We start from the raw sequence: 20,479 nt of genomic DNA, 5'->3' as shown, positions 1-20,479 counted from the left end.
GGGTTGACATGTCACTGTTATGTGCTGCAGTCATGCTTATCTTCACCGCCGGCTGGATGATTCTGCGCTTCAAATGCAGCGGCCGCTACGCAGCGCTGCGTGAGCTGCCCATGGCAGGGCTCCGGCTGCGGTGGCTGGGCGAGCCAATCCTGCTGCTTGTGGAGAAGGGGAAGGTCGTTAGCCTAATCCCGGCAGTAATGTTCAAAATTCAGAGCTCACTGCAGCGGATCTACGGCATGCGCCATAGCGCAGAAAGAACTTTGCTATTCATTGGAGAGATGTTCAGCTACAGCTGGCTGTTGATCACAGGAGGCAGCGCACTAACCTTGTTTACGGGTGAGCAGGCGGGAATCTCAATTGGCGGCCTCCTGGCAGTTCTACTTCCGGTTGCGATGGTCAGTGACCTGCACAAGAAGGTGCGCCTGCGGGAGCAGCAAATCCTGCTTGAGCTGCCGGAGCTGCTGAATAGCCTAGTCTTGCTTGTTGGTGCAGGCGAGACGGTGCAGCGGGCAATCCTCCGCTGTGTCAACTGTTCCAGTAAATTAAAGTTGATCATGAGAGATTAAAGTTGATCATGAGAGATTAAAGTTGATCATGAGAGATTAAAGTCGATCATCAAATGTAATTAATTGTAAAAATGGTGTTTCGATTAAATATAGTTGGCAATGATAAAAAAAGTTGGCAAAGCACAATTAAAGTTGGAAAAGCGCATTTAAAGTTGGCAATGAAAAGCCCGAAAATCGAATATAGAACGTCCGAAGCGATTAATTTAAAGTTGGCAATGGAAAAACGAAGGATGATGGCGCTGATTTTAAATATCAAGAATGGTCATAGCTAAGGAAACATGTGACATAAAAGGAAGCCCGCTTAATTGCTCCGCAGACGCCTTTTTGTTTCATACACAAGGGAACATGAGGTTAAAACATAGGAGGGCTTATACGCGAAATGGAGCCCATTAGAAGAGGAGTGTTATAAATGAATAAACGATTCATCACAACCGATGATGAGCTAAGAAGTGCAATGTTAATTGGTGCGCTTGTAGACATATGGATGGGAGATCAGCTATGTGAAGAAAATCAAATGATAAGCAGCTACAGCTCATCGGCGATTCAAAGTAATGACTGTTATTATTTGCGTTCGAACGTACAGATCGACCGTAAGGATGTTCTTCAATAAGCTAAGTTTGGTTTGTTTATCAAAAGAAGAAGCGGTGACCATGAACTTACTGCTTAAGTCTTGGTCGCCGCTGTTTCCATTAAACTAATGTTTCCGTTAGAGGAGTAACTCTATAGTAATTTCAATGCCTTTCTCATGGACATTGATCATTCCAATCATAACTCCTCAATCGAGCCATCTGGCTTTATGAAATGAGCATGAACGGCTTGAAGTCCCTCTCCCCACAGACCGTCCTTACCCAAGTCTTGAAAGATCACCCCGACCAGATGGAGCACACCGTCGACAAAAAGGAAGATAGGCCCGCCGCTCATTCCGCCAAATACAGTCAACTCTTCTAGTTCCCGTTCACCCATATGTTTTTCCCAATTTTCCCGATCTAGACTCACAATCAACTTACGGTCGGTCGCATCCATCACATCTCCCTGGATTCCGACAAAATAAGAGGTGGTTTGGCGCTCATCAGGTTCGTCTTCCCGCAGGACGCCTGGCCAGCCTAAAGCAAACACCCGATCTCCCACTTCAGCGTTACGTGTATGGTGGTAACGGAAGAACTGCTTTCCTTTTTGTGTCAGTTCCTCTTTAATATCGCTGGTAATTAGTATCGTGGCGAGATCAAGTAAATCCGAATCGCCAAGGATCAGCTCTTCTAGATTTCCAGTGCTAATCAGATCGCCAATTTGAAAACCTGCGGGCTTTCCTTCTTTTCGAAGGTCTCGCCAAAATTGGACCACATGATGATTTGTTATGGCAATGCATTTGTTTTCGAGTTCCACAAAAAAGCAGGTACCGTTATGAATTTCTCCTTCCCCTGTAATGATGATTGGAGTCACGAAACATGGCAAATAGCGAAAGAGCAGATCGGCATAAGCTGTGTTTCTAAGCGCTCCGTGCTCAATTTGCGCTTTGTGATCCTGCAAAAGATCAATTACTTCACTCAATAGCTGACTCAGATTTTCCTGTTCTCTGTTTGCAAGCATTTTTTTTGCTTGCTCCAAATGAGGGATGATAATTTCCTCAATGGATGGTTCTTGTTTGTTGTCCATGAAAACCTCCGATTAGTATTTTTTTCAATTTTACTCCCTAAATATCGGGGAATATATGCCATTTATTACAGTTTATTTTCTATTGAGTGAGACATTGCATGAGAACAAACAGGTGAAGAAGTTAGTTTAATATAATTTTTCGACTTTAACGTTGAGGCGTATTAAAACCATTAGTATAGTGAGTCAATTAAAAAAAAAGATACATAGCGCTGTATCTTTTTTTATGGTATTACATTTAAGTGGAATTAATGGTAAAATAATTATGTGGCGGACTTTTTTTTTGTCCAAAACAGGGCTATTTAGATAGATAAAATAGTCTTCCTTTTTTTTATGGAGGTACTAGTATGGAAAATTTTATTAGTGATTCTTTCGGTATTACTGCTCTTGCGCTATTCGTTTTTGCATGTGTGTGGTTAACCTTTTTTTATGTGCTCATCAAAGACACACTGCTTTCGAATACAGAGAAAAACAAAACTATAGGGAGGTTCGAGGTTTTTTACTCGATAGGGTCTTCAATAACACTAACATGCATATTCATAGTATACATGTACCTCGCTGGACATCAGTAACGCCGACAGCTCCCTCGATCATTGCGAGGGGGCTTTTTTTTTACATGTATATATTTATATTTATTGTTTCATTATCCTTTTTTCTTACGTATTTTCTTTAAATGCTGCGATTACACTATCATCGATTCAAAGTAACAACAGCTAACGTACAGATTGTTCGTAAGGATGTTCTTTAATAAGTTAAGCTGGAGTGATTTATTAATAAAGAAGCTTCGACTAAGATTTTATTTCCTAAGTCTTGGTCGCCGCTGTTTCCATCAAACTAATGTTTCCCTTTAGCGTAATGCTTCATTGGGCAATTTTAGCTCATGAGGGCAACTTTATTTTCACGATGTCGTAATACTTCTGCCCTGTATTCCGACGCAGCTAGACGTGATAATATAGGAACGCTGATATTGATTATGTGTTACTGATTGAGGCAACTTAAATGAAAGCATTTATTTATTTGCCTGATTACATAAGCGGATATTTGAGGAAAGCGATTTTTGAGTTGTAGTCGGCTACTTCAGATTTGTAGTATTTTGGGAGTAGAAGTAAGAGAGGGAGGCGATACGATGAGTTTAAATGAAAAGGATTCCAATGAAATCAATGAGATGTCACAGACACATGCTAAATGGCCAAAACCAGTACATAAGCTTTTTAAAGATAAGGTGCCGCAAGAATTAGAATGTATTCTACCAATATTGGAAGCTATAGAGGAGTACATTGAACTACTTGAACAAATACAGAAACCCACGATTGATATTCCTGAGATCCCCGAAAATGATTGGGGAGAATTCTATACAAATTTGACAAAGGAATGTGTTAGCAATGTGAAGTATGGCTGGTGTCTTTCAGCTTGTATGTCTCTACCTGAATATAGACGGATTGGCGGAACTACAGATGTTCAGAATAGTAAGAATAAACAATTTTTAGAGTATTTCGAAGCAAATGGTTTCAGCTTGTATAAGAATGAGAAGGAGTATATTCTCTCTTCAAGTAATAAGGATTGGGAAGAATTTTATCGGGAGTGTTTTGAATCCATTGAAAGTAATATGTTTAAAGTCTGTATTCCATCACTACTAACAGCAATTGAGCATGAGCTTAAAAACATTGGTCAAACCGAAGATATTGGATGGAGACTCATTAATGTTATACGGCCTAAACTTAAAGAAAAAGATGAAACAACAAGCTTTGATAATATCATTGGGTCATCCATTGTTTATCTCCTAGAAAATAGTTTATTTAAGAATAGACCATTTAATAACTCCCGTTCGAACTTAATAAATAGAAACAGAGTTCTTCATGGGAGGGATAATCCATCAGCGTGGAGTAAAATAGATGCATATAAATTAATTACAACGATATCTGCGCTGAGGCTTTTTAAAGAATGGTTGTTAGAGGGACCTAAGTAAACTAACGTGTTTTTTTTAAGAGGGCTTCTAGACGGCACGTGAAGAATCTGGTTTACTGAAGGGGCAAAGAGCGATTCATCCAACAAAGGATGATAATCTGAAAGGTTCAATTTTAAATTGTGGCCCCTGTAGACATATGGATGGGGAATCATCTATGTGAGTAAAACCAAATGATAAGCAGCTACAACTCATCATTGATTCAAAGAATAACAGTAATTATTTGCGTCCGAACGTACAGATTGCTCGGAAGGATGCTCTTAAATAAGATAAGCTGGGGGTTCATCAAAAGAAGAAGCGGCGACTAAGACTTAACTGCCTAAGTCTTGGTTGCCGCTGTTTCCATTAAACTAATGTTTCCCGTTAGTTCAAACCTGAACGCTTATTCAGAACTAAAGCAATGCAGGCTATAAATAGAATCCCACCAAGTCCTAATAGAATGCTTCCACTCCACTTAATTTGTTCTATAAACCCTTGCAATATGATATTGTACTGTACTGAATCCATACCGCCCTGCACAACCATATATTCAAGTACTTTTTCAGTGCCCCATAAAACAGAGTTATTTAATTGTATATACCCTATGATCATTACGATTACTGAAACTGCTAGGAGAAATTGCGTAACGACTTTATTTGATGCTTTCAACTACATCTCCCCCCATAAAATGGTTATTTTTCCATGCCATTCGTGTATACGAGTTGGGGGTTAGAAAGTTGCATTAACCTGCCCGTTCGTATTATGAGATCAACCAGTTCTTTCTGGTTGATCCTTTTTTCATTTGCATAGAGGATTAAAGTAGCCTGGTCGAACGTACCTGCCCGTGGGACTTGATCCCGAGCGCTATAATGTTCACCCTACTTGTCATGACCATGATTGAGGCTGGTTGGGACGTAAGATCCCGTATAACAAGCGATGCTATGGAGCGACAAGAAGAACCGTAGGGATGCCGGTGAATTTAAACTTACAGGGAGAGATGAGATGAAATGAATCCAGTTGTCGGTCTAGATATTTCAAAAGAAGAAAGTCATGGACAAGCCTTTTTAGCGCGCGGAAAGCTCTTCAGAGGGACATTCCACTTCGAGCACACTCGTGATGGCCTAGCAAATCTACATCAAGTTTTAAAGGACGTTGAATCGGTATCCAAACAACGTCCTTTGCTTATTCTAGAAGCAACAGGACATTACCAAAGCCCTGTTGTTCAGTTCTTAGAGGAACATCACTATATTTACATTGTCATTAACCCGCTAATCTCCAATCGGCTTAGAAAGTCTCAGCTTCGTAAAGTAAAGACGGATGCTGCTGACGCTTACCTATTGGGTGAGTTGTACTACAGGGAAGAGTTTGAACCTTTTAAGAAAAGAGGTGTGCAACTTCTCAATCTGCGCTATCTTACAAGGCAATATGAGACTCTTTCAAAGATGTGTGTATCGACTAAACTGCAATTCCAAGCTGTTTTAGATCAGGTTTTCCCGGGTTATAAAGGCGTGTTTGGAGCTATGTATTCCGGTGTTTCACTGCGGTTTTTAAGTGAATTCCCAACCTCATATTTAGTTTTACAGACGGATGAAGATACACTTAGAGCTAAGATGAAAGAACTGCTTTCTTCGAAACGGGGGCGTTCAGAGGACTGGATTAACCAACGGGTTCAACGATTAGTAGATGCGGCAAAACAAAATCCATTTCAGCAAACCATGTATGCAAGTCATTTAATCAATATGAGAGTTCTTATTACCCTTATTCTTCAATACCAAGAGCATCTTGCTGAACTGGAACAGAACATAGATGCTCTGGCTGAAGAAATTGAAGAGTATGAATTAATTCAGTCGATTCCCGGGATTGGGCATAAAATTGCTGCAACAATTTTATCCGAAATAGGAGAAGTCGAACGATTTGATCATCCTAAGAAGTTAGTCGCCTTCGCAGGCATTGACCCGAGTGTCTTTGCTTCCGGTAAGTTTACAGCGACTCGAAACCGAATCACGAAACGTGGTTCCAGGCAGCTGCGTTACGCACTGGTGATGGCTGTTCAGTGTGGACTTATACGCTCCCGAAATATGCGAATCAAAGCGTTCTATGAACGTAAGAGAGCTGAAGGAAAACCACATAAAGTAGCTCTAATCGCATGTGCAAATAAACTCGTCCATTGGCTCTATGCGATCTTAAAAAATAAAAAGGAATTTCGTCCAATTTAAAAAATATTATTGGCATAACCTTCCAAGACACAAAGAAAATTGGAGGGTTTTTTGGCATGCCTCATTTTAACTATACCACATGATTTAGAATCACTTTACTGGTAATGTTGACAAGCTATTAGCTGGTATAGATGAACAAAAGCAACCAACCGACGTGATTAGCTCCTTTCGTGATTTCTTCGGGCCGAAGTTCTCCCTTAGCTTAATCTGTTGCAATCGATGAGATCGTTTTAGGAAGACGCGAACCATTATATACGGCTTCGAGCCATTTTATTCGATCTCTCTTTCCTTCGAACGTTTCACCGATGGTGTTAAGCAGTATTGCCCGAGTATCTGGACATTCATCGGTCCAACCGTTCCCTGTATTAATTTCATCGACTTGAAATTCACGTTTAAAGAAAACACCGTTCTTCTTTCTGTTCGTATATGTAACACCAATTTGCAGGATTCCCTTTGGACCAGTAACAGTAAAATACTTGGTTCTTCCACTAGAACTTCTTCCGTTATAGGGCTCAATTTCCACTTGAATTCCTCCCTCGTTTAGTATAAACGTCTCATCATGCCCGTCAGTTGAACAAATGCAGTCATCAGAGTGAGCGGCTGTCTATTATCATAGCTCTATAGTTCTTTCATATCCTTCATCATGTCATGTATTGATTAATAAAGTTGGCAATGAGAAATTTAAGGATTAAGCCACTGATTTTGAACATCTACCTAAGTCTTGATTACTATTGTTACTGTTACCTAAAGATTCACATTAGCGTAAGTATAGTTAAAAGGTACAATGTAAGTGACGCTCTCGCATGAACGGTTTAGGATTGTCCGTATCTCGCGCTGTCCTACAATGTAAGCAGCGAGTAGAGGTCGTAAGTCAATAAATTAATGCATAGAAATCGATATGAATTTCTTACAGAATAGATAATGATATCAATTATACTTAAGAGTATTGAAAAAGATAAGGGAAAGAACAAAGGAGAAGTTATGTTCTCAAATTTTATGTTTATTAAAAATGCTTATCCCTCATTATACGAATTAGGTTATTTGGCTGAACATAATATTTTTAATGACGCAGATACTAGCTTATATAAATTACGCAAGCTAGGGGAAGAACTTGTCCAGGTTATTTTGGAATTTATAAACGTGCAAAAATCAGATAGCTTCTTTTTGAATTTGAATGTACTTGAGAGGGGGAATTATCTCGACAACGAAATATTAACACTTCTTCATTCAATTAGAATACGAGGGAATAGTACTATTCATAATAGTAATGGAACTTCAATCGAACTTGCTAAACGGAGTTTATACGAAGCGTTTCAGATAACCACATATTTTTATGTGAGATTTGTAGATCAAGATTTTAAAATTCCCGTGTATCGTGAACCTAATTATGCGAAATCTATTGATCATTCGTTAGGAAATCAAAATCGTACTTCTTACGTGTTTGAAAAAGATAAACTTTTCTTTGATTCTTTTATGAGTTATATAGAAGAAGTTGTTTATGAGGGTATTATCGATAAAAAAGTAAATGGTTTTGGAAGTGTTAAAGAAGTAGAAAATATGTCCTTTCACGAATTTCATGGATTTTTTTCGGGGGCTTTAGAAAATATAGCGGGGTTAGGTGATCAATATGTTGAGGGATTACTGTACTTAAGGAACATATGTAAAGAACAACTTCAAACAAATGATCCACAATATATTAACCGTCAGTTAGCCACAATGTTATATAGTAGATCCATTTGGGGTTAAATAACCAAAAATTAAGAAAAGGATGGAAGTATAATGGAAGAGATCTTTAATTATTTAAAAAGAGTGATACCAAACATTCAACAACAAAATCTTAGAAATGAAGATTGCAAATCGATTCTTGATTTTTTAGGATTTATATCGACTGATGAAATTCGTGTTGAATCGGCACAGATAAATGTGGCGTACATAAAAATTTGGAATATGTTCTTAAACATGTTTTGGGATAGAATCGAAAAGGGAGAATACTCACAAGAAACCCTATATGAAGTATTAGCAAATGTTCGGGCGCACTTTTTTCACTTATTAGAATCCCCTGGTTTTCAAGGGGATATTAATGTAGTTCGTAAAAACATTGCGGCAAAGGGATATTCTGAGGTTCACCTTGATGAAAATATGACGAGTAAACTAATTAGCACCAGTACTGTCATGTTAGCTGCATTTACAATTGGGACTAGATCAGGCGAGCAGGGTGGGCAACTGGATCTCTTTTTAACTGAAAATTTTTATAAAAAATATCGCGAAGTAAGAAAGTTTATATTATAGCTTTATTCCGAAAGTTCAGTTTTTAGTTTCTAAACAACAAGCCCTTGGTGGCCACCAAGGGCTTGTTTCTTTGTAGGCGCCATTTAGTAGACATGCGGATGGCATATACACATACTGAAGCACGTTAGAAATGCAATGAAGAATATGGCAAACGGATTTATAGTATCTATAATCAAAAAGCCAATAGAGTGTAAACAATCATCACTACTGATGCTGAATAAAAAAGTGTGATATTGATTGGGAGGTCTTTTGGACATACGGATGGGGATTCATATTTGTGAGAAAAATTGAATGATAGGCGGATTCGGCTTATCGGCGATTCAAAGTAACGATAATTATTATTTGCGTCCGAGCGTAAAATTGTTTGTAAGTATATTAAAGCTTTATTTTTTAATGTGAAAACACGATAAATTAACTTAATACCCATATTATAGTGAAAGTTAAAATCCCCATATTATTGCTGGAAAATTTCAACTTTCAATAGTACTATTAAATATTGAGTACGTAATAATAAGATAAGGAGTTACTAAAACATGAAACGAATTACATGGATCTTTGCAGCTTTGCTGATATTATTGGGGAGTGTTCCCATAACCGCTTCAGCAAAAGCAAATACTGTTAAATCATGGAAAATTCTTTACTCTGAGTATATTAAAAAGGTTCTCACAGATAATAAAAATTATTATGATAGCTCCTATTATTTCACCTTAGTAGATTTAAACTTAGATGGTACCCCCGAACTTATACAAGGGTTCTCAATGGGTTTAGCTTCGAGTATTACATCTGCTGTAGCTGTTCAAAATGGAAAAGTTGTTCCATTTATTTACCAGAAGAAATTGAGTACTTCTTCAGAGGGCATATTTAATGTGGGAATGGGCGGATTTTTAGCGCCAGATAATCTACAACTTTATAAAAGCAAAAAAGATGGAGCTTATCGCTATATCGCATTTGTAACTAGACAGAGCTCGGTCGAAAATAGTACTCAAGTTTTCGAGGTTAGCCTTCAAGGAACTAAATTTAACGATAAAGAGATTTTTCAGGCCAATCTAATAGATCAAGAAAAGACGGATAATTCAGATTTATTCTATGTAAATCAAAAAGAAGAGAAAAAATCAGCCTATGATAAGGCCTATAAACAATATTTTTCAAATCTCACAAAAGTACCAATTAAAATTATCACGGTTACGTCTCCAGACCTTTTCAATGATAAGAAACAGATATTTGTTCCAAATGGAATCACTAATTTTTTAAATTCTTATTCCTCTGCTAAAGCTAAATAATACTACTACTAAAAGCAGACTGCTCTTATGAGTGATCTGCTTTTTTAGAATACATTAGTTTCTGTTCCAGTAAGTAACAGTTATTATTTGCGTCCAAATGGCCCATATATTAATAATAGAAAAGCGATCAAGACTTAACTGTCTAAGTCTTGATCGCTGCTGTTACTTGACCTTATATTTCCCGTTAGCGTAACCGACATAATACGGTTTTTAGAACGACAATCAATGTCTTAACGTATCCTTAATTTGGTTTATAACTTATACTTGAATCTAATCAATCATCGAGAGAAGAGGTATACTATGAAGAAAAAACTAATAAGTATTTTAGCTCTAATGTCTTTGCTCACTTGTATAATATCCCCGTTTTATGCGTCTGCTGAAGCTTCTAAAGTTCCCATAAGAGACATGCAGACTCATTATTGGAGTACACTTTTACAAAGTGAGCTCCAACCAGAGTATTCGGACAGGGTGTGGGAGTATGGTGGTTACGATTATTCATCTACTTATGCAGGACAAAAATATTATGTCAGAGATTTGCAATCTTATAAACTTAAGCACTTTATTCTATATGATAATGGGGATCTGTTTTTATCTTCAGACGAAAACATGAATGAAAGTAATTTTTCGAAAATTATGAGTAATGTAAAGTCGATATCCAAAATTGATGTTCCTTATTTAAAATCACGTGAAATCATGGAGTTACAAAGTGCCAGATTTAATTACAACAAAGATTCTTACAGTGTAGTTTCTGATATTGAATCGGTTACTACTGTACAATTGTCGACCATTCTTACTAATGATGGGGAATTATACATAATGGGAAGTCCCACTGATATTCCAGATATAAACAAAAAGTTATTCATTGAAAATAAGAATGTAATACCTAAAGTGTCTGTTGAAAATAAGGAAGTAGGTGGGAGGCATATTCAACAGACAATATCCATAAGCATGCTCTTCCCATTTGCCTATCAAGCAAGTTCTAACACAGCGGTTAAGATTGCTGAGAATATTGATTACATTAATCCATCTTACTACTCTGCCGAAAATTTGGTGTATAAGATTAATCCCAACTACAACGGTGGCAATGGATTTGATCAAATAAATCAATCTCCAGGTTATAAAGGATTCTTTATTGATAAATTAGGTAACACCTATATTGGTTTCCCAGGTCAAAATGAATTTAATACTTTAGCTGCCCCTAATATTGTTAACCATTCCAACAATAGTAACATTAAATTATTGGAGGATGGGACACTGTATCGTAATGATAATAAAGTAAGCAATGATATCAAGGATTTCACAACTGATCTCTATTTAAAGAATAATGGAACCCTATATGCCCACGCCGATGATTATGAACGAGGTATAATTGATCGAGATGTAAAATATATTTTTGAAGATTATTATTACAAGGATGGAGGGCGTTGGTCGGAAGCAGGAGGTTATTATATTAAAAATGACGATAGCCTTTGGTTCTTTGATTATAATGACAGCCGTAAGCTTATGGACGATGTTTCCTATGTGTTCGAAGGGTTTGTAATAAGAACAAACGGTGAGGTCTACATATTGGAGAAGGGTGAAAATGATACACTCTTGCCAAGGAAAATTATGAATGGGAATGGATTAGCGCCAAAGCCAGCAGCTAAGATACATGAAGGGAAAATATTCAAGGATGCCTCTGACTGGGCACTCGTTGATTTGCGTTCAGCTAGAACATCTGGACTTACACTTCCCGTTAAAGATTTGAGTTATAATAAGGCAATAACACGTGAAAAATTTTGTGAAATAGCTGTTAAACTATATGAGAAATTAACTCAAAAGTCAGCACCTTTATCGAGTAAGAATACTTTTAAGGATACTAGCAATCCTGAAATACTGAAAGCATATGAATTAGGCATTGTCAAGGGAACTTCAGAAACCACTTTCTCTCCACAAGCTACTATTACACGTGAAGAAGTGGCGACAATGTTAAAACGTACTGTAGATAAAGCAGGAAAGACATTAGAAAAAGGCAGTACAAAGAATTTCTCAGACTATGCTCAAATCTCTAGTTGGGCTAAGGAAGCTGTAAGCGCAATGTCAGCAGCAAATATTGTGAAGGGTCTGAGTGAAACTACATTTGCTCCAAAACAGAATACAACAATTGAACAGGCCATTATTATGGCTAACCGACTAGTGAAGTAATTTAAAGAACGACTTAAGAATGGCTGGAAAAGATTATATCTAAAAAAGAAGAGAAGCCGCATGAACGTGGATTCTCCCTTTTTTGTGGGTGTAACAACTAAAGTATAGTGTCTGCTTGTTCGCTCGGTAGGAGCTATTTGATTAAATAAAGTTGACATTATGCCGCTGATTTTTAACATCAAGAATGATCATAGCTAAGGGAGCATGTGACATAAAAGGAAGCCTACTTAGTTGCTCCGCAGGCGCTTTTTTATTCATACATAAGGGTTTTATGGGTGGGGGAACAAAATGAAATTTTACATAGCATCTAGTCTCAAAAATATAGAGAAAGTGCGGGAAGTCGCTGAGACTTTGAAAGCACATGGATTTCAACATACATACGACTGGACAATAAACTCGAACATAGACTCTATTACCAAACTCCGTAAAATTGGCGAAGAAGAGGTTTCTGGGGTTTTGGCTGCAGATGTAGTGATTGTCATGATTCCAGCTGGGAAAGGGAGTCATGTTGAGTTAGGAATTGCTCTGGGAGCAAGAAAGAAAATTTATTTATACTCCTCAACTAATGAACTAAATGAAATTGGAAACACATGTACATTTTATCATGTAGACTCAGTAGAACAGAGGATTGGCTCCTTAGATGACTTAATAAATTCAGTCTGTCTTGAATACCAGCATCATTAGCTAACGAGGCATTAGTCCACAAACCAACAGTAGTCTAGGACTTTATTTCTCGGTTTAAGACAGCTGTTGCTTTTTATATTGAACTCTTCAAAACGCGCTCTCTGGGAAGTCGCTAGTGAACAGTTTACGTCAAATACGACATAAAATCACCACCTATCTTGTTTAATTAACCTGCCCGTTAGGCTTAATGATCGCAGCGTGCATAACTTATCTTATGTATTGAAAAAAACAGACTCTCTCATCGAGGTCTGTCGGGATGGCTAAATTGGACAGGATTGTTCCGACTCCCATCAAAAAAGAAATTTCCCCAATCCAAATACTAACATTTATTTACAAACGTTGTCCCTGGTGTCAGATACGCTGGTACTGGGCCAAAACGCGGATTCACGCATGGAGAATCGTCACTTTAATTGTCGCCCCACTCTAAGAGTTGCCACCCTTTCCAATGGTACGACTTATTCTTCCGTTTGCCCTGCAAGGAGTATTTGATCTTTCTTATACCGTCCGAGGCTTGAGCGACTGTACCATCAAGCAAATGTTCGTGCTCACGCAGCCAGTGCTTAAGATTGCTGCAACGATAGGTCTTGCCGTCTGGAGACACGATAACCCACTCCTTGGCGTGCATGTGGGTCTCAAACCTTTCGAGGGGCGAATGAACACCTACAACATAAGTAGCCACCTCTTTTATCACGGAAGAATCAATCTTTGAATTTTCTAACAAATAGGCTATGTTAAGCCTTGGATTGTAGATGCCTAATTTTTTTATATTTTGGAACTCCAAATGAATTGAGCGAAGACCCAAAATATAGTAGACTAACAATTGCAAAGTATGCGTACTTGTTGGAGAATTCTTAGACACCTTTAAATCCCACAAAGTATCTTCTGTCAGATAATCCCCGTCGCCGCACGTAATCGTCGGTGTATAAGCTAATTCAAAATTGAAACCTTCCTTAATAATTGGTCCTGAATGTTCCCAGAAAGAAAGGCTCCTATTCACCATTGTACGAATGTTAGACACAGTGTTTTCATCTGGATTAATGTCTTCTACTGGCTTATACCTGAATGTGCCCACCCTAGCGCACACGTCATAACCTACGAGTTTACAGGCATAAATTATGGATTGATCATCCAAGTCCTTTATGTGATTTATGAATTCTTTTGCTTTTTTTTCTTGTTTCATGTATTGAGAACCAATCAGCGAAATCTTAAATGCCTTTTCCGCAGAGGTTCCAGTCATGAAGCGAATCAGATAATCTACCGCTATCCCGACTAAACCAGCATATATATTCTCCTCTGAGTACAACTCGATCCCGTCATCGAAAACTGTTTTAGTAAAATCGTTTGGTCTTAAAAAGCCTCCATAAGGCTGCTTGAATTTCTCTACTCTTTGTGTGACGGATGCCATGAGATACACTCCTTAGTACATTTTCCGCTACCCCTTATTATTGTAAGTTAACATTAACACATATTGTAAGTGTCAGCCCGTTAACTCAATTCTGGTTCATCATTTCTATAGTGTAAACCAAGTGCAGTGTTATTCATTATATAGAGGGCGGAACGTGTTATGATGCACTATTTAAAGTTAGAAGTCGATCCTTAGCGACAAGCCCCTGCTGATACGCAGGGGCTTGTCTACTGTCAAACTAAAGGCCCAATCTTTTATATACGACTTCAGCAAGAGCAGCTTGGGACATTTCATGAAACGTCGAAAACTTCGTTGTAGAACGAACATAGCTCTCTAAGTCCTCCTGGGGAAGGGCTGCAAAGTCTTCTTTGGATTTAACGCCAACGCCTTCTAAAAAAGCAGAGATATTTTCAGACGGGGTGTGTTTCTGAATAAATGAATCTGGGAAGAGCTCATCAAAGGACATTTGTTTTTGAGCACCAAGCTCCTGAGCGCCTTTACTTATTTGATTCAATCTGTTGTTTAATTCTTTAAAGCCAGTTACTTTTACCATCTGGATCACACCTTTACAAGTATTTTTGTATGATAAACCTTATGTGTAGAAGCTATGGTTATTTTCGAAAAGAAGAGTATGAATATATGATTAAGAACCACTCTTGGATGGGGGATATGTGATTCGGGAGAGGATTAACTCGACACAAATGATCGAGAATATATTACCTGAAAGTTAAGAGTTCTCCTTCAGATGTACCCGCATCTGAAGGAGGAGAAATTAAGGTTATGATGCTTACTTAATTTTTTTTATTAATTTATCAACTTGCTTGTTCATTTCACGCGAGACTTCTCGTTCAAACTTTTTTAGATCATTTTTGGTTTGTGACTTCGATCCGCCGACTCTAATCTTAAATGTTTTGCTCATAGATTCCTCCTTGATTTGGTATTTAACATTATTTGGATTGAGAGAGTACGCTGGCAGCTAAAGACTTGGTTAGTTTGCTTGTTTGTTTGCTTTGCAGAGCTTTCGAAGCAACAGTAGACATCTTGGGACTAGAAGTTTTTTTGGAACTAGGTTTAGCCATGATGAAGACCTCCTTTTCTATATATTGTGATTACAAAATAAGATTAACCCAATATATTGTGTTTGTAAACAAATTTTTCTATTAACAGTTTGTCCACAGGATATTAACGGAAAGTACGCATGTTCCCATATATTTATCCACAAAAAGGAACAAAATTCAATGTGGAAATAACAAGTGTTCTGGCGAACGTATGATTCGATTTGGGAAGATGGAGATGGATATTCTTAACTCTCTCTATGAAGTAGGGGAGACAAAGATGTTTTGTTATGTTAAGGGTGAAGTAGAGGGGCTTATACACGGGATGGGGGCTTGTTAGAATAGAGGGAATTATATGACCAAAAGAATTTTCACATCAAAGGCCGAAATGGTGTCACTGTAGGCATATCGAACGGGGATTATCTATGTGAGAAAAATCAAATAATAAGCAGATAAAGCTTATCGGCGATTCAAAGTTACGATAGTTCTTATTTGCGTTTGAAGTTACAGAATGTTCGGAAGGATATTCATTAAGAAAAGAAGAAGCGGCCACCAAGGAGTTATTACCCAATTCTTGGTCCCCGCTGTTGCCATTGAACTAATTTTTGCCGTTCTTCATAATTTATTTCATTTGTCCTTCTTCATTTGATCCATCATTGCTTGAATTTCTTCTCTACTAGCAATACCTGTTCCGTCAAAAGAACACATCAAGCATGAACGCAACTCAAATTCTTTTCCATTTTCATCAATATCGGTAACGGGTTCGGTCCAATCTACCTCTTTACCACAAAAATCACATATTCTTTTTCCGTAATCACCTTCATGATATTCGTCTTCTTCAAATTCATGCATTAAAAATAGCCTCCTCAAGTTCTCTTAGTTTTATGGCTTTGCCCAATAATCAGTATGAAGTAAGGGCTGTTGAAGATTACCCTTTAAATAAGGCTGAATCCAAATGAGCTTGCGAAGCAAAAGCTTCTCGCCGTGCGCTTGGTTACGCCAGTGACCTCGAACGAGCCATTGCTTATCAAGAACTTTATCTTTGCCTTGCTGAACCATGTTGTTTTCAGGAACAGGTTTTCCGCCTTGTTTTGAAATCACAATGGTTTTCCCAACGGCATAATAGGGAATCTTGGAAACTCTGGTTGAACGATTCACGTCTGTTTTCCCTTGCTCCACTTCCTGCTTCAGTTCGACGTAATCGACTTCTTTTGATGACGAATTTAAATAAAAAATAGCGTTTATGACAAATGAAAAGATTTCAGTTGCTTGATCTGCAAAATCCATCAGTCCTGCTCGCTTATAGTTCTCTTCCAACTGTTCAAATACGTTGCCACGTTTAAATCGTAAATTGAGAGTGATGTAGTTGTAGTCCTCAATTGGAGGGGGGGCTTCACTGCCTACAGGGGCGAGTACAGTTAAGATTCGTGTGAATTTAGTAATCCCTTTACCAAGTTCTTTAATCACTTGATCCCTTTTAAAAGTAGCCAGGTTTACTTCGTGAATATAGAATCCTTCTACATAGAAATGCTTCTGCTCAGCGGTTAATTTAAAGCTGTTTTTAGGTACGGAAATATAGATGCTTTGAAACGGCAAACGGATAAAAGAAGAATCGACATTTTGTAAATCGGTCTTAAGCAGCATAGCTGTCAGATTTTCTTCATATCGGAAATGTTTTTTGTGATGTTTATGGAAGTTGTAGGTATGGAAGAGTACATTGTTTAATAGTTTTGTGCTTTGATCTGAAAAAAAGGAAGCATAAGACTTCCCATATTGTTTATAAATGAAGCTGTTGATTTGTTCTTCTACGACATCTAATTGGTCCACTTGATGCTGAATTTCATATTGTAATATCCGTTCGAACACGTTGTCATTATAAGATATCGCAAGATTCTTCTTTATGATTTCGTAATGTATGGGGTTCACGTACAACCAATCCTGTCTGTTAGATTTGATTTTCATGGGAGGTCAATAGCATCTGAAGTTAATCAACGCTTCTTTCTTAGTAGCTTAAAGATAAATACAATGGAAATAATTAAAATACTAATAATAATTATTGGTAACCAAGGGTTCCCAGTAATAAAGTAACTTTCTCGATATTGAAAATCTTCAATTAGTGAGAACATTACCATCCTCCTCGTGGGATCGTTAATCTACCTATTACTTTAATCGAAAAATTCTGTGAAGTCCTGAATTAGCCCTGTTGCGTTACCGATGTTTTCAAGTCCCCAATGAGCGAAATTGGCAGCGTCTACAGCATTTCCGAGAAAAGCATGTGTACGTGCGATTAACAAGGCTAATCTTAAATCCAAAGGTGCTCCATAGCTGTCTAGTATCTTCGTACGGTGAGATAACTCGTTCGTTGTTATTGAGGTTATTACATGAGGGAAATCATTGAATTTAGCGAAGTACATTGTCCCCTGACGAACAATCATTTCTTTCATTTTTTGTACTACAGCGATTGATTCATCTTCTGTATCGCCATATCGAAACCAAGCTTCACTTTTCTTTTTGCGTAGAACATTTGACTGAAACCAGGTTAACTCATGAACTATGCGAGTTCTAAATTCACAGTCATAGACGGTTATTTTGTTGGCAGGAATTAATTCCCCCAAAGGGTTTGGAAGGAAATCGAAATGAACCCCTAGCTCAACAACGCAAGAGCCACCATACTTATCAGCCTGGATAACAATAGTGTTTATTACATGGTTCTTATCAACTTTAACAAAATGATGATCTGTTCCTGAAAAACCAAGTTCATGTAATACGGGCGCTAGATTTGTCTTTATTAACTTTCTAAATTGACTTGTTTTCATTTATGTATACCCTCTTAGCTATATTCCTATCGTAGGGGGACTTGTAATTCGGGGGAATATATAATCCCCTCTGAGATATCAACTTAACGAATTTGCCTGATAACTTATCAGCTCATCAATGGTTAAGACCTTATTTCTTTCTAAAACGGAACTTGAGCAACACAACACTCTCTAATGCTCGTTTGGAGACCTTCTGGATTATGATGAGTATGAAGACTTTTACATCTTTGATGGGTCCTTAGAATGATTCCATCATGAGTTTGTTTGGCTAAAACTGCCACACCACAGGTTGTGGTTCATTAAGCTGAATTTTAGATTCATCGACAATTTCGATTACCTCAACGGTGCAGTTAAATAATAATTTCAAAAGGGCCAAACCTCTGATCTGGCTCTCGCGTAATTTATCCTGTGTGTCCAACCTCTTACATTCAGCGAATCGGATCTCGGAAAAGTCAGGTTTGAAAATCAATAAATCGGGTTCTTCCGTTTTCGCAAATTGAGAAAAAGCTGGATAGTACCCTCGACCACTCTCGTATCGTAGATCACCGAAGTGTTTGCGTAATATGGTTTCGGCTTCGGGATACTTACCTGGTTTGTTTCCGCCTAAAAGATTAAAATCGTGATGAATCCACTGATAACCTAATGATTCGTAAAATTGTCCCGCAATATATTCGCCAAACCCTTTTGAGCCTGTTAAATTTCTGCAATAGGAATCCCTACAGTATTCTCGATCTCCGTTTATCCAATTGTGTAATTGTTCTTGGTTAAAAGTCACTCTCCGTGTAGGAATAATGATCTGCAAAAGAAACACCCTCCAAGTTCATGCTGAGTTAAATGCTCTCCGTATTGTCATATTTACCCGTGGCTTAATGGATGTCATGACATTCCATCCCCACCAGCGTTTAATGAGGATTCTATGAAAGAGTGATTTATTCCTGCTTAAGTCCTATATTAGTCAAATATATAAACTTAAATAAAAAAGAAACGAAAGGACATATACTTTAGGTTTTTCGTTCTTTAAATGGCTTGATTGATTTTGATATACTGTTGTTGGTAGCAGAAATGGGGCTTACACCCGCTGCTGCTGGGAAAGGCTTAGATTATCATTTTTAAACCATCTGAATTGTATATTTGAAGCAAGTACAATTATCTGGGAGGCCATTTGTATGGGAACGGTGCACAAGACAGCTTTTTTAAGTTATAGCTGGGATAGCCCAGAGCACCAGCAGTGGGTTTATGAATTAATGCAGGATCTTAGAAAAAGAGGGATAGATGCTTCAATTGATATAACTATAACGCAAACACAAACTACGAACTTGAATGTGATGATGGTCCAAAATATGCGTGACCGAGATTTTGTGATATTTGTACTTACAGAGAAATATGCTCAAAAGGCAGATGCTCTAGCTGGAGGTGTTGGTTTTGAAACTATATTATCTTTTGAAACTCTAAAGAACAATCCAGATAAGTTTATCTTTTTAGGAAGAGGTCAAAGTGATTTCAATAAAATACTCCCCTTTCATCTGCAAGGATATAATGTTATCGATTTTTCTAATGATCAAAAGTATGCTGAGGCATTAGAAAAACTTATTTATCGAATTCAGGAAGTTCCATGGCTTGCGGTAGAGCCTTTAGGGGAAATTCCAGTTTTGAAGTCTAGAACTTCAATTGCCAAGAAGATTGAAAAGGAAACTAGCTTTGATGATTTTAAAATTCCTAACTTGAGGGAAAATACAGACTTGGATCGAAACTATTTTATGCGTAATAGTTATAATGAAATTGTCGTAACATTAGAAGGCATTCTTAAAAAAGTAAAAGAGAAAAATTCGAATTTTGAGTTTCAAAATGATAAGGTATCCGAAAAAAAGAATATTTTTGTTTTATATGTGAATGGTCAACAAAAAGCTTCGTTGAAAATATGGAGGGATAATTTTTTCACCCGTGGGTATGACCAGATATTTCTTTTCTATAGTAACTCTTATAGTCGTATTGATAATGATGCATATAATGAATCACTTGTCTGTGAAGAGGACAGTGAAAAGCAATTGGAGCTAAAAATGAATTTTAGTGCCTTTGGAAGGCAAGAAAAGAGTCTTACCCCGAGAGAAGTAGCTGGAGGGATATGGATTCAACATTTGGAACCTTCTTTACGAAATTAATGTAATTTTGAATTATCACCGTAAGGGGAGTGGGGGGTTAATCTTCCACTCTCTTTTCACTTCTAAATGCAATATAAAAGTCCAACTGATTTATTTGAGCAGTTGTATATAAATCATAATGTTGAATAATCAGGATTTAATGATATATGCCAAAGAAATAAATGGCATTATAATTAAATTAATGATGGTGTGTAAAGATGACAATTTTGGTGATCGATAATATCACACTAAGG

21 protein-coding genes are annotated in these 20,479 nt (G+C 37.5%); 10 read left to right on the top strand and 11 right to left on the bottom strand.

Translation table 11 applies throughout. The features are described 5' to 3' along the window. Positions 1 to 8: 8 nt before the first annotated feature. Both NYE33_RS33695 and NYE33_RS33690 read left to right on the top strand, forming a co-directional pair. Complete coding sequence (locus NYE33_RS33695) at positions 9 to 566, top strand: hypothetical protein (RefSeq protein WP_341069688.1); 558 nt, start codon at positions 9 to 11, stop codon at positions 564 to 566. 409 nt (positions 567 to 975) lie between these two features. Next, positions 976 to 1,176 carry a hypothetical protein gene (locus NYE33_RS33690; protein WP_341069685.1) on the top strand — a complete coding sequence of 67 codons (201 nt, stop codon included), beginning with the start codon at positions 976 to 978 and terminating at the stop codon, positions 1,174 to 1,176. 155 nt (positions 1,177 to 1,331) lie between these two features. Here NYE33_RS33690 and NYE33_RS33685 read toward each other — a convergent pair whose 3' ends face one another. Beyond that, positions 1,332 to 2,219 (bottom strand): trypsin-like peptidase domain-containing protein, encoded by an 888-nt coding sequence (locus NYE33_RS33685; protein WP_341069682.1) that lies wholly within the window; start codon positions 2,217 to 2,219, stop codon positions 1,332 to 1,334. Between the two features lie 1,123 nt (positions 2,220 to 3,342). On the opposite strand from NYE33_RS33685, the gene NYE33_RS33680 reads away from it, so the two are divergent. Beyond that, positions 3,343 to 4,182 carry a hypothetical protein gene (locus tag NYE33_RS33680; RefSeq protein WP_341069679.1) on the top strand — a complete coding sequence of 280 codons (840 nt, stop codon included), beginning with the start codon at positions 3,343 to 3,345 and terminating at the stop codon, positions 4,180 to 4,182. A 360-nt stretch (positions 4,183 to 4,542) separates the two neighbouring features. On the opposite strand, the gene NYE33_RS33675 is transcribed toward NYE33_RS33680, so the two are convergent. Then, positions 4,543 to 4,827: a hypothetical protein gene (locus tag NYE33_RS33675; RefSeq protein WP_341069677.1), complete on the bottom strand. Its 285-nt coding sequence runs from the start codon at positions 4,825 to 4,827 to the stop codon at positions 4,543 to 4,545. A gap of 338 nt (positions 4,828 to 5,165) precedes the next feature. Between NYE33_RS33675 and NYE33_RS33670 the strand changes: the two genes are divergently transcribed. After that, positions 5,166 to 6,374 (top strand): IS110 family transposase, encoded by a 1,209-nt coding sequence (locus NYE33_RS33670; protein ID WP_042138433.1) that lies wholly within the window; start codon positions 5,166 to 5,168, stop codon positions 6,372 to 6,374. A 202-nt stretch (positions 6,375 to 6,576) separates the two neighbouring features. Here NYE33_RS33670 and NYE33_RS33665 read toward each other — a convergent pair whose 3' ends face one another. Beyond that, the gene (locus NYE33_RS33665) at positions 6,577 to 6,897 is read right to left on the bottom strand and encodes a hypothetical protein (protein ID WP_341069676.1); all 321 of its coding nucleotides are present in this window, start codon (positions 6,895 to 6,897) and stop codon (positions 6,577 to 6,579) included. Positions 6,898 to 7,295: 398 nt separating this feature from the next. On the opposite strand from NYE33_RS33665, the gene NYE33_RS33660 reads away from it, so the two are divergent. The 5 genes from NYE33_RS33660 (at position 7,296) to NYE33_RS33640 (ending at position 12,811) form a co-directional block, all read left to right on the top strand. Next, positions 7,296 to 8,120 carry a hypothetical protein gene (locus NYE33_RS33660; RefSeq protein ID WP_341069673.1) on the top strand — a complete coding sequence of 275 codons (825 nt, stop codon included), beginning with the start codon at positions 7,296 to 7,298 and terminating at the stop codon, positions 8,118 to 8,120. A gap of 33 nt (positions 8,121 to 8,153) precedes the next feature. Next, a complete protein-coding gene (locus NYE33_RS33655; RefSeq protein ID WP_341069670.1) occupies positions 8,154 to 8,663 on the top strand; it encodes a hypothetical protein in 510 nt (169 codons plus the stop codon). Between the two features lie 533 nt (positions 8,664 to 9,196). After that, positions 9,197 to 9,943: a hypothetical protein gene (locus NYE33_RS33650; RefSeq protein ID WP_341069667.1), complete on the top strand. Its 747-nt coding sequence runs from the start codon at positions 9,197 to 9,199 to the stop codon at positions 9,941 to 9,943. A gap of 300 nt (positions 9,944 to 10,243) precedes the next feature. Beyond that, a complete protein-coding gene (locus tag NYE33_RS33645) occupies positions 10,244 to 12,127 on the top strand; it encodes an S-layer homology domain-containing protein (protein ID WP_341069664.1) in 1,884 nt (627 codons plus the stop codon). A gap of 288 nt (positions 12,128 to 12,415) precedes the next feature. After that, a complete protein-coding gene (locus tag NYE33_RS33640) occupies positions 12,416 to 12,811 on the top strand; it encodes a nucleoside 2-deoxyribosyltransferase (RefSeq protein ID WP_341069662.1) in 396 nt (131 codons plus the stop codon). Positions 12,812 to 13,217: 406 nt separating this feature from the next. Here the strand turns inward: NYE33_RS33640 and NYE33_RS33635 are convergent, their stop codons facing one another. From NYE33_RS33635 to NYE33_RS33600, 8 genes are all read right to left on the bottom strand, one after another. After that, positions 13,218 to 14,216 carry a hypothetical protein gene (locus NYE33_RS33635; RefSeq protein ID WP_341069659.1) on the bottom strand — a complete coding sequence of 333 codons (999 nt, stop codon included), beginning with the start codon at positions 14,214 to 14,216 and terminating at the stop codon, positions 13,218 to 13,220. A gap of 238 nt (positions 14,217 to 14,454) precedes the next feature. After that, entirely contained in the window at positions 14,455 to 14,769 is a 315-nt protein-coding gene (locus NYE33_RS33630) for a hypothetical protein (RefSeq protein WP_341069656.1), read from the bottom strand. A gap of 234 nt (positions 14,770 to 15,003) precedes the next feature. Beyond that, positions 15,004 to 15,135, bottom strand: a complete 132-nt coding sequence (locus NYE33_RS33625; protein ID WP_341069653.1) for a hypothetical protein — start codon at positions 15,133 to 15,135, stop codon at positions 15,004 to 15,006. A 28-nt stretch (positions 15,136 to 15,163) separates the two neighbouring features. Further along, positions 15,164 to 15,295 (bottom strand): hypothetical protein, encoded by a 132-nt coding sequence (locus tag NYE33_RS33620; RefSeq protein ID WP_341069650.1) that lies wholly within the window; start codon positions 15,293 to 15,295, stop codon positions 15,164 to 15,166. A gap of 603 nt (positions 15,296 to 15,898) precedes the next feature. Next, positions 15,899 to 16,123 carry a hypothetical protein gene (locus NYE33_RS33615; RefSeq protein WP_341069647.1) on the bottom strand — a complete coding sequence of 75 codons (225 nt, stop codon included), beginning with the start codon at positions 16,121 to 16,123 and terminating at the stop codon, positions 15,899 to 15,901. Between the two features lie 30 nt (positions 16,124 to 16,153). Continuing rightward, positions 16,154 to 17,137: a hypothetical protein gene (locus NYE33_RS33610; RefSeq protein WP_341069644.1), complete on the bottom strand. Its 984-nt coding sequence runs from the start codon at positions 17,135 to 17,137 to the stop codon at positions 16,154 to 16,156. A 299-nt stretch (positions 17,138 to 17,436) separates the two neighbouring features. Continuing rightward, entirely contained in the window at positions 17,437 to 18,087 is a 651-nt protein-coding gene (locus NYE33_RS33605; protein ID WP_341069643.1) for a DUF4304 domain-containing protein, read from the bottom strand. 268 nt (positions 18,088 to 18,355) lie between these two features. Further along, positions 18,356 to 18,862 carry a hypothetical protein gene (locus NYE33_RS33600; protein ID WP_341069640.1) on the bottom strand — a complete coding sequence of 169 codons (507 nt, stop codon included), beginning with the start codon at positions 18,860 to 18,862 and terminating at the stop codon, positions 18,356 to 18,358. A gap of 391 nt (positions 18,863 to 19,253) precedes the next feature. Between NYE33_RS33600 and NYE33_RS33595 the strand changes: the two genes are divergently transcribed. Next, complete coding sequence (locus tag NYE33_RS33595) at positions 19,254 to 20,246, top strand: toll/interleukin-1 receptor domain-containing protein (RefSeq protein WP_341069637.1); 993 nt, start codon at positions 19,254 to 19,256, stop codon at positions 20,244 to 20,246. Positions 20,247 to 20,479: the final 233 nt, after the last annotated feature.

This window comes from Paenibacillus sp. FSL R10-2199, from assembly GCF_038000235.1.
Taxonomy (GTDB): Bacteria; Bacillota; Bacilli; order Paenibacillales; family Paenibacillaceae; genus Paenibacillus_AQ; species Paenibacillus_AQ phytohabitans.
Note: the sequence above shows the minus strand (reverse complement) of the source record. Positions and strands in the feature narration are given on the sequence as shown.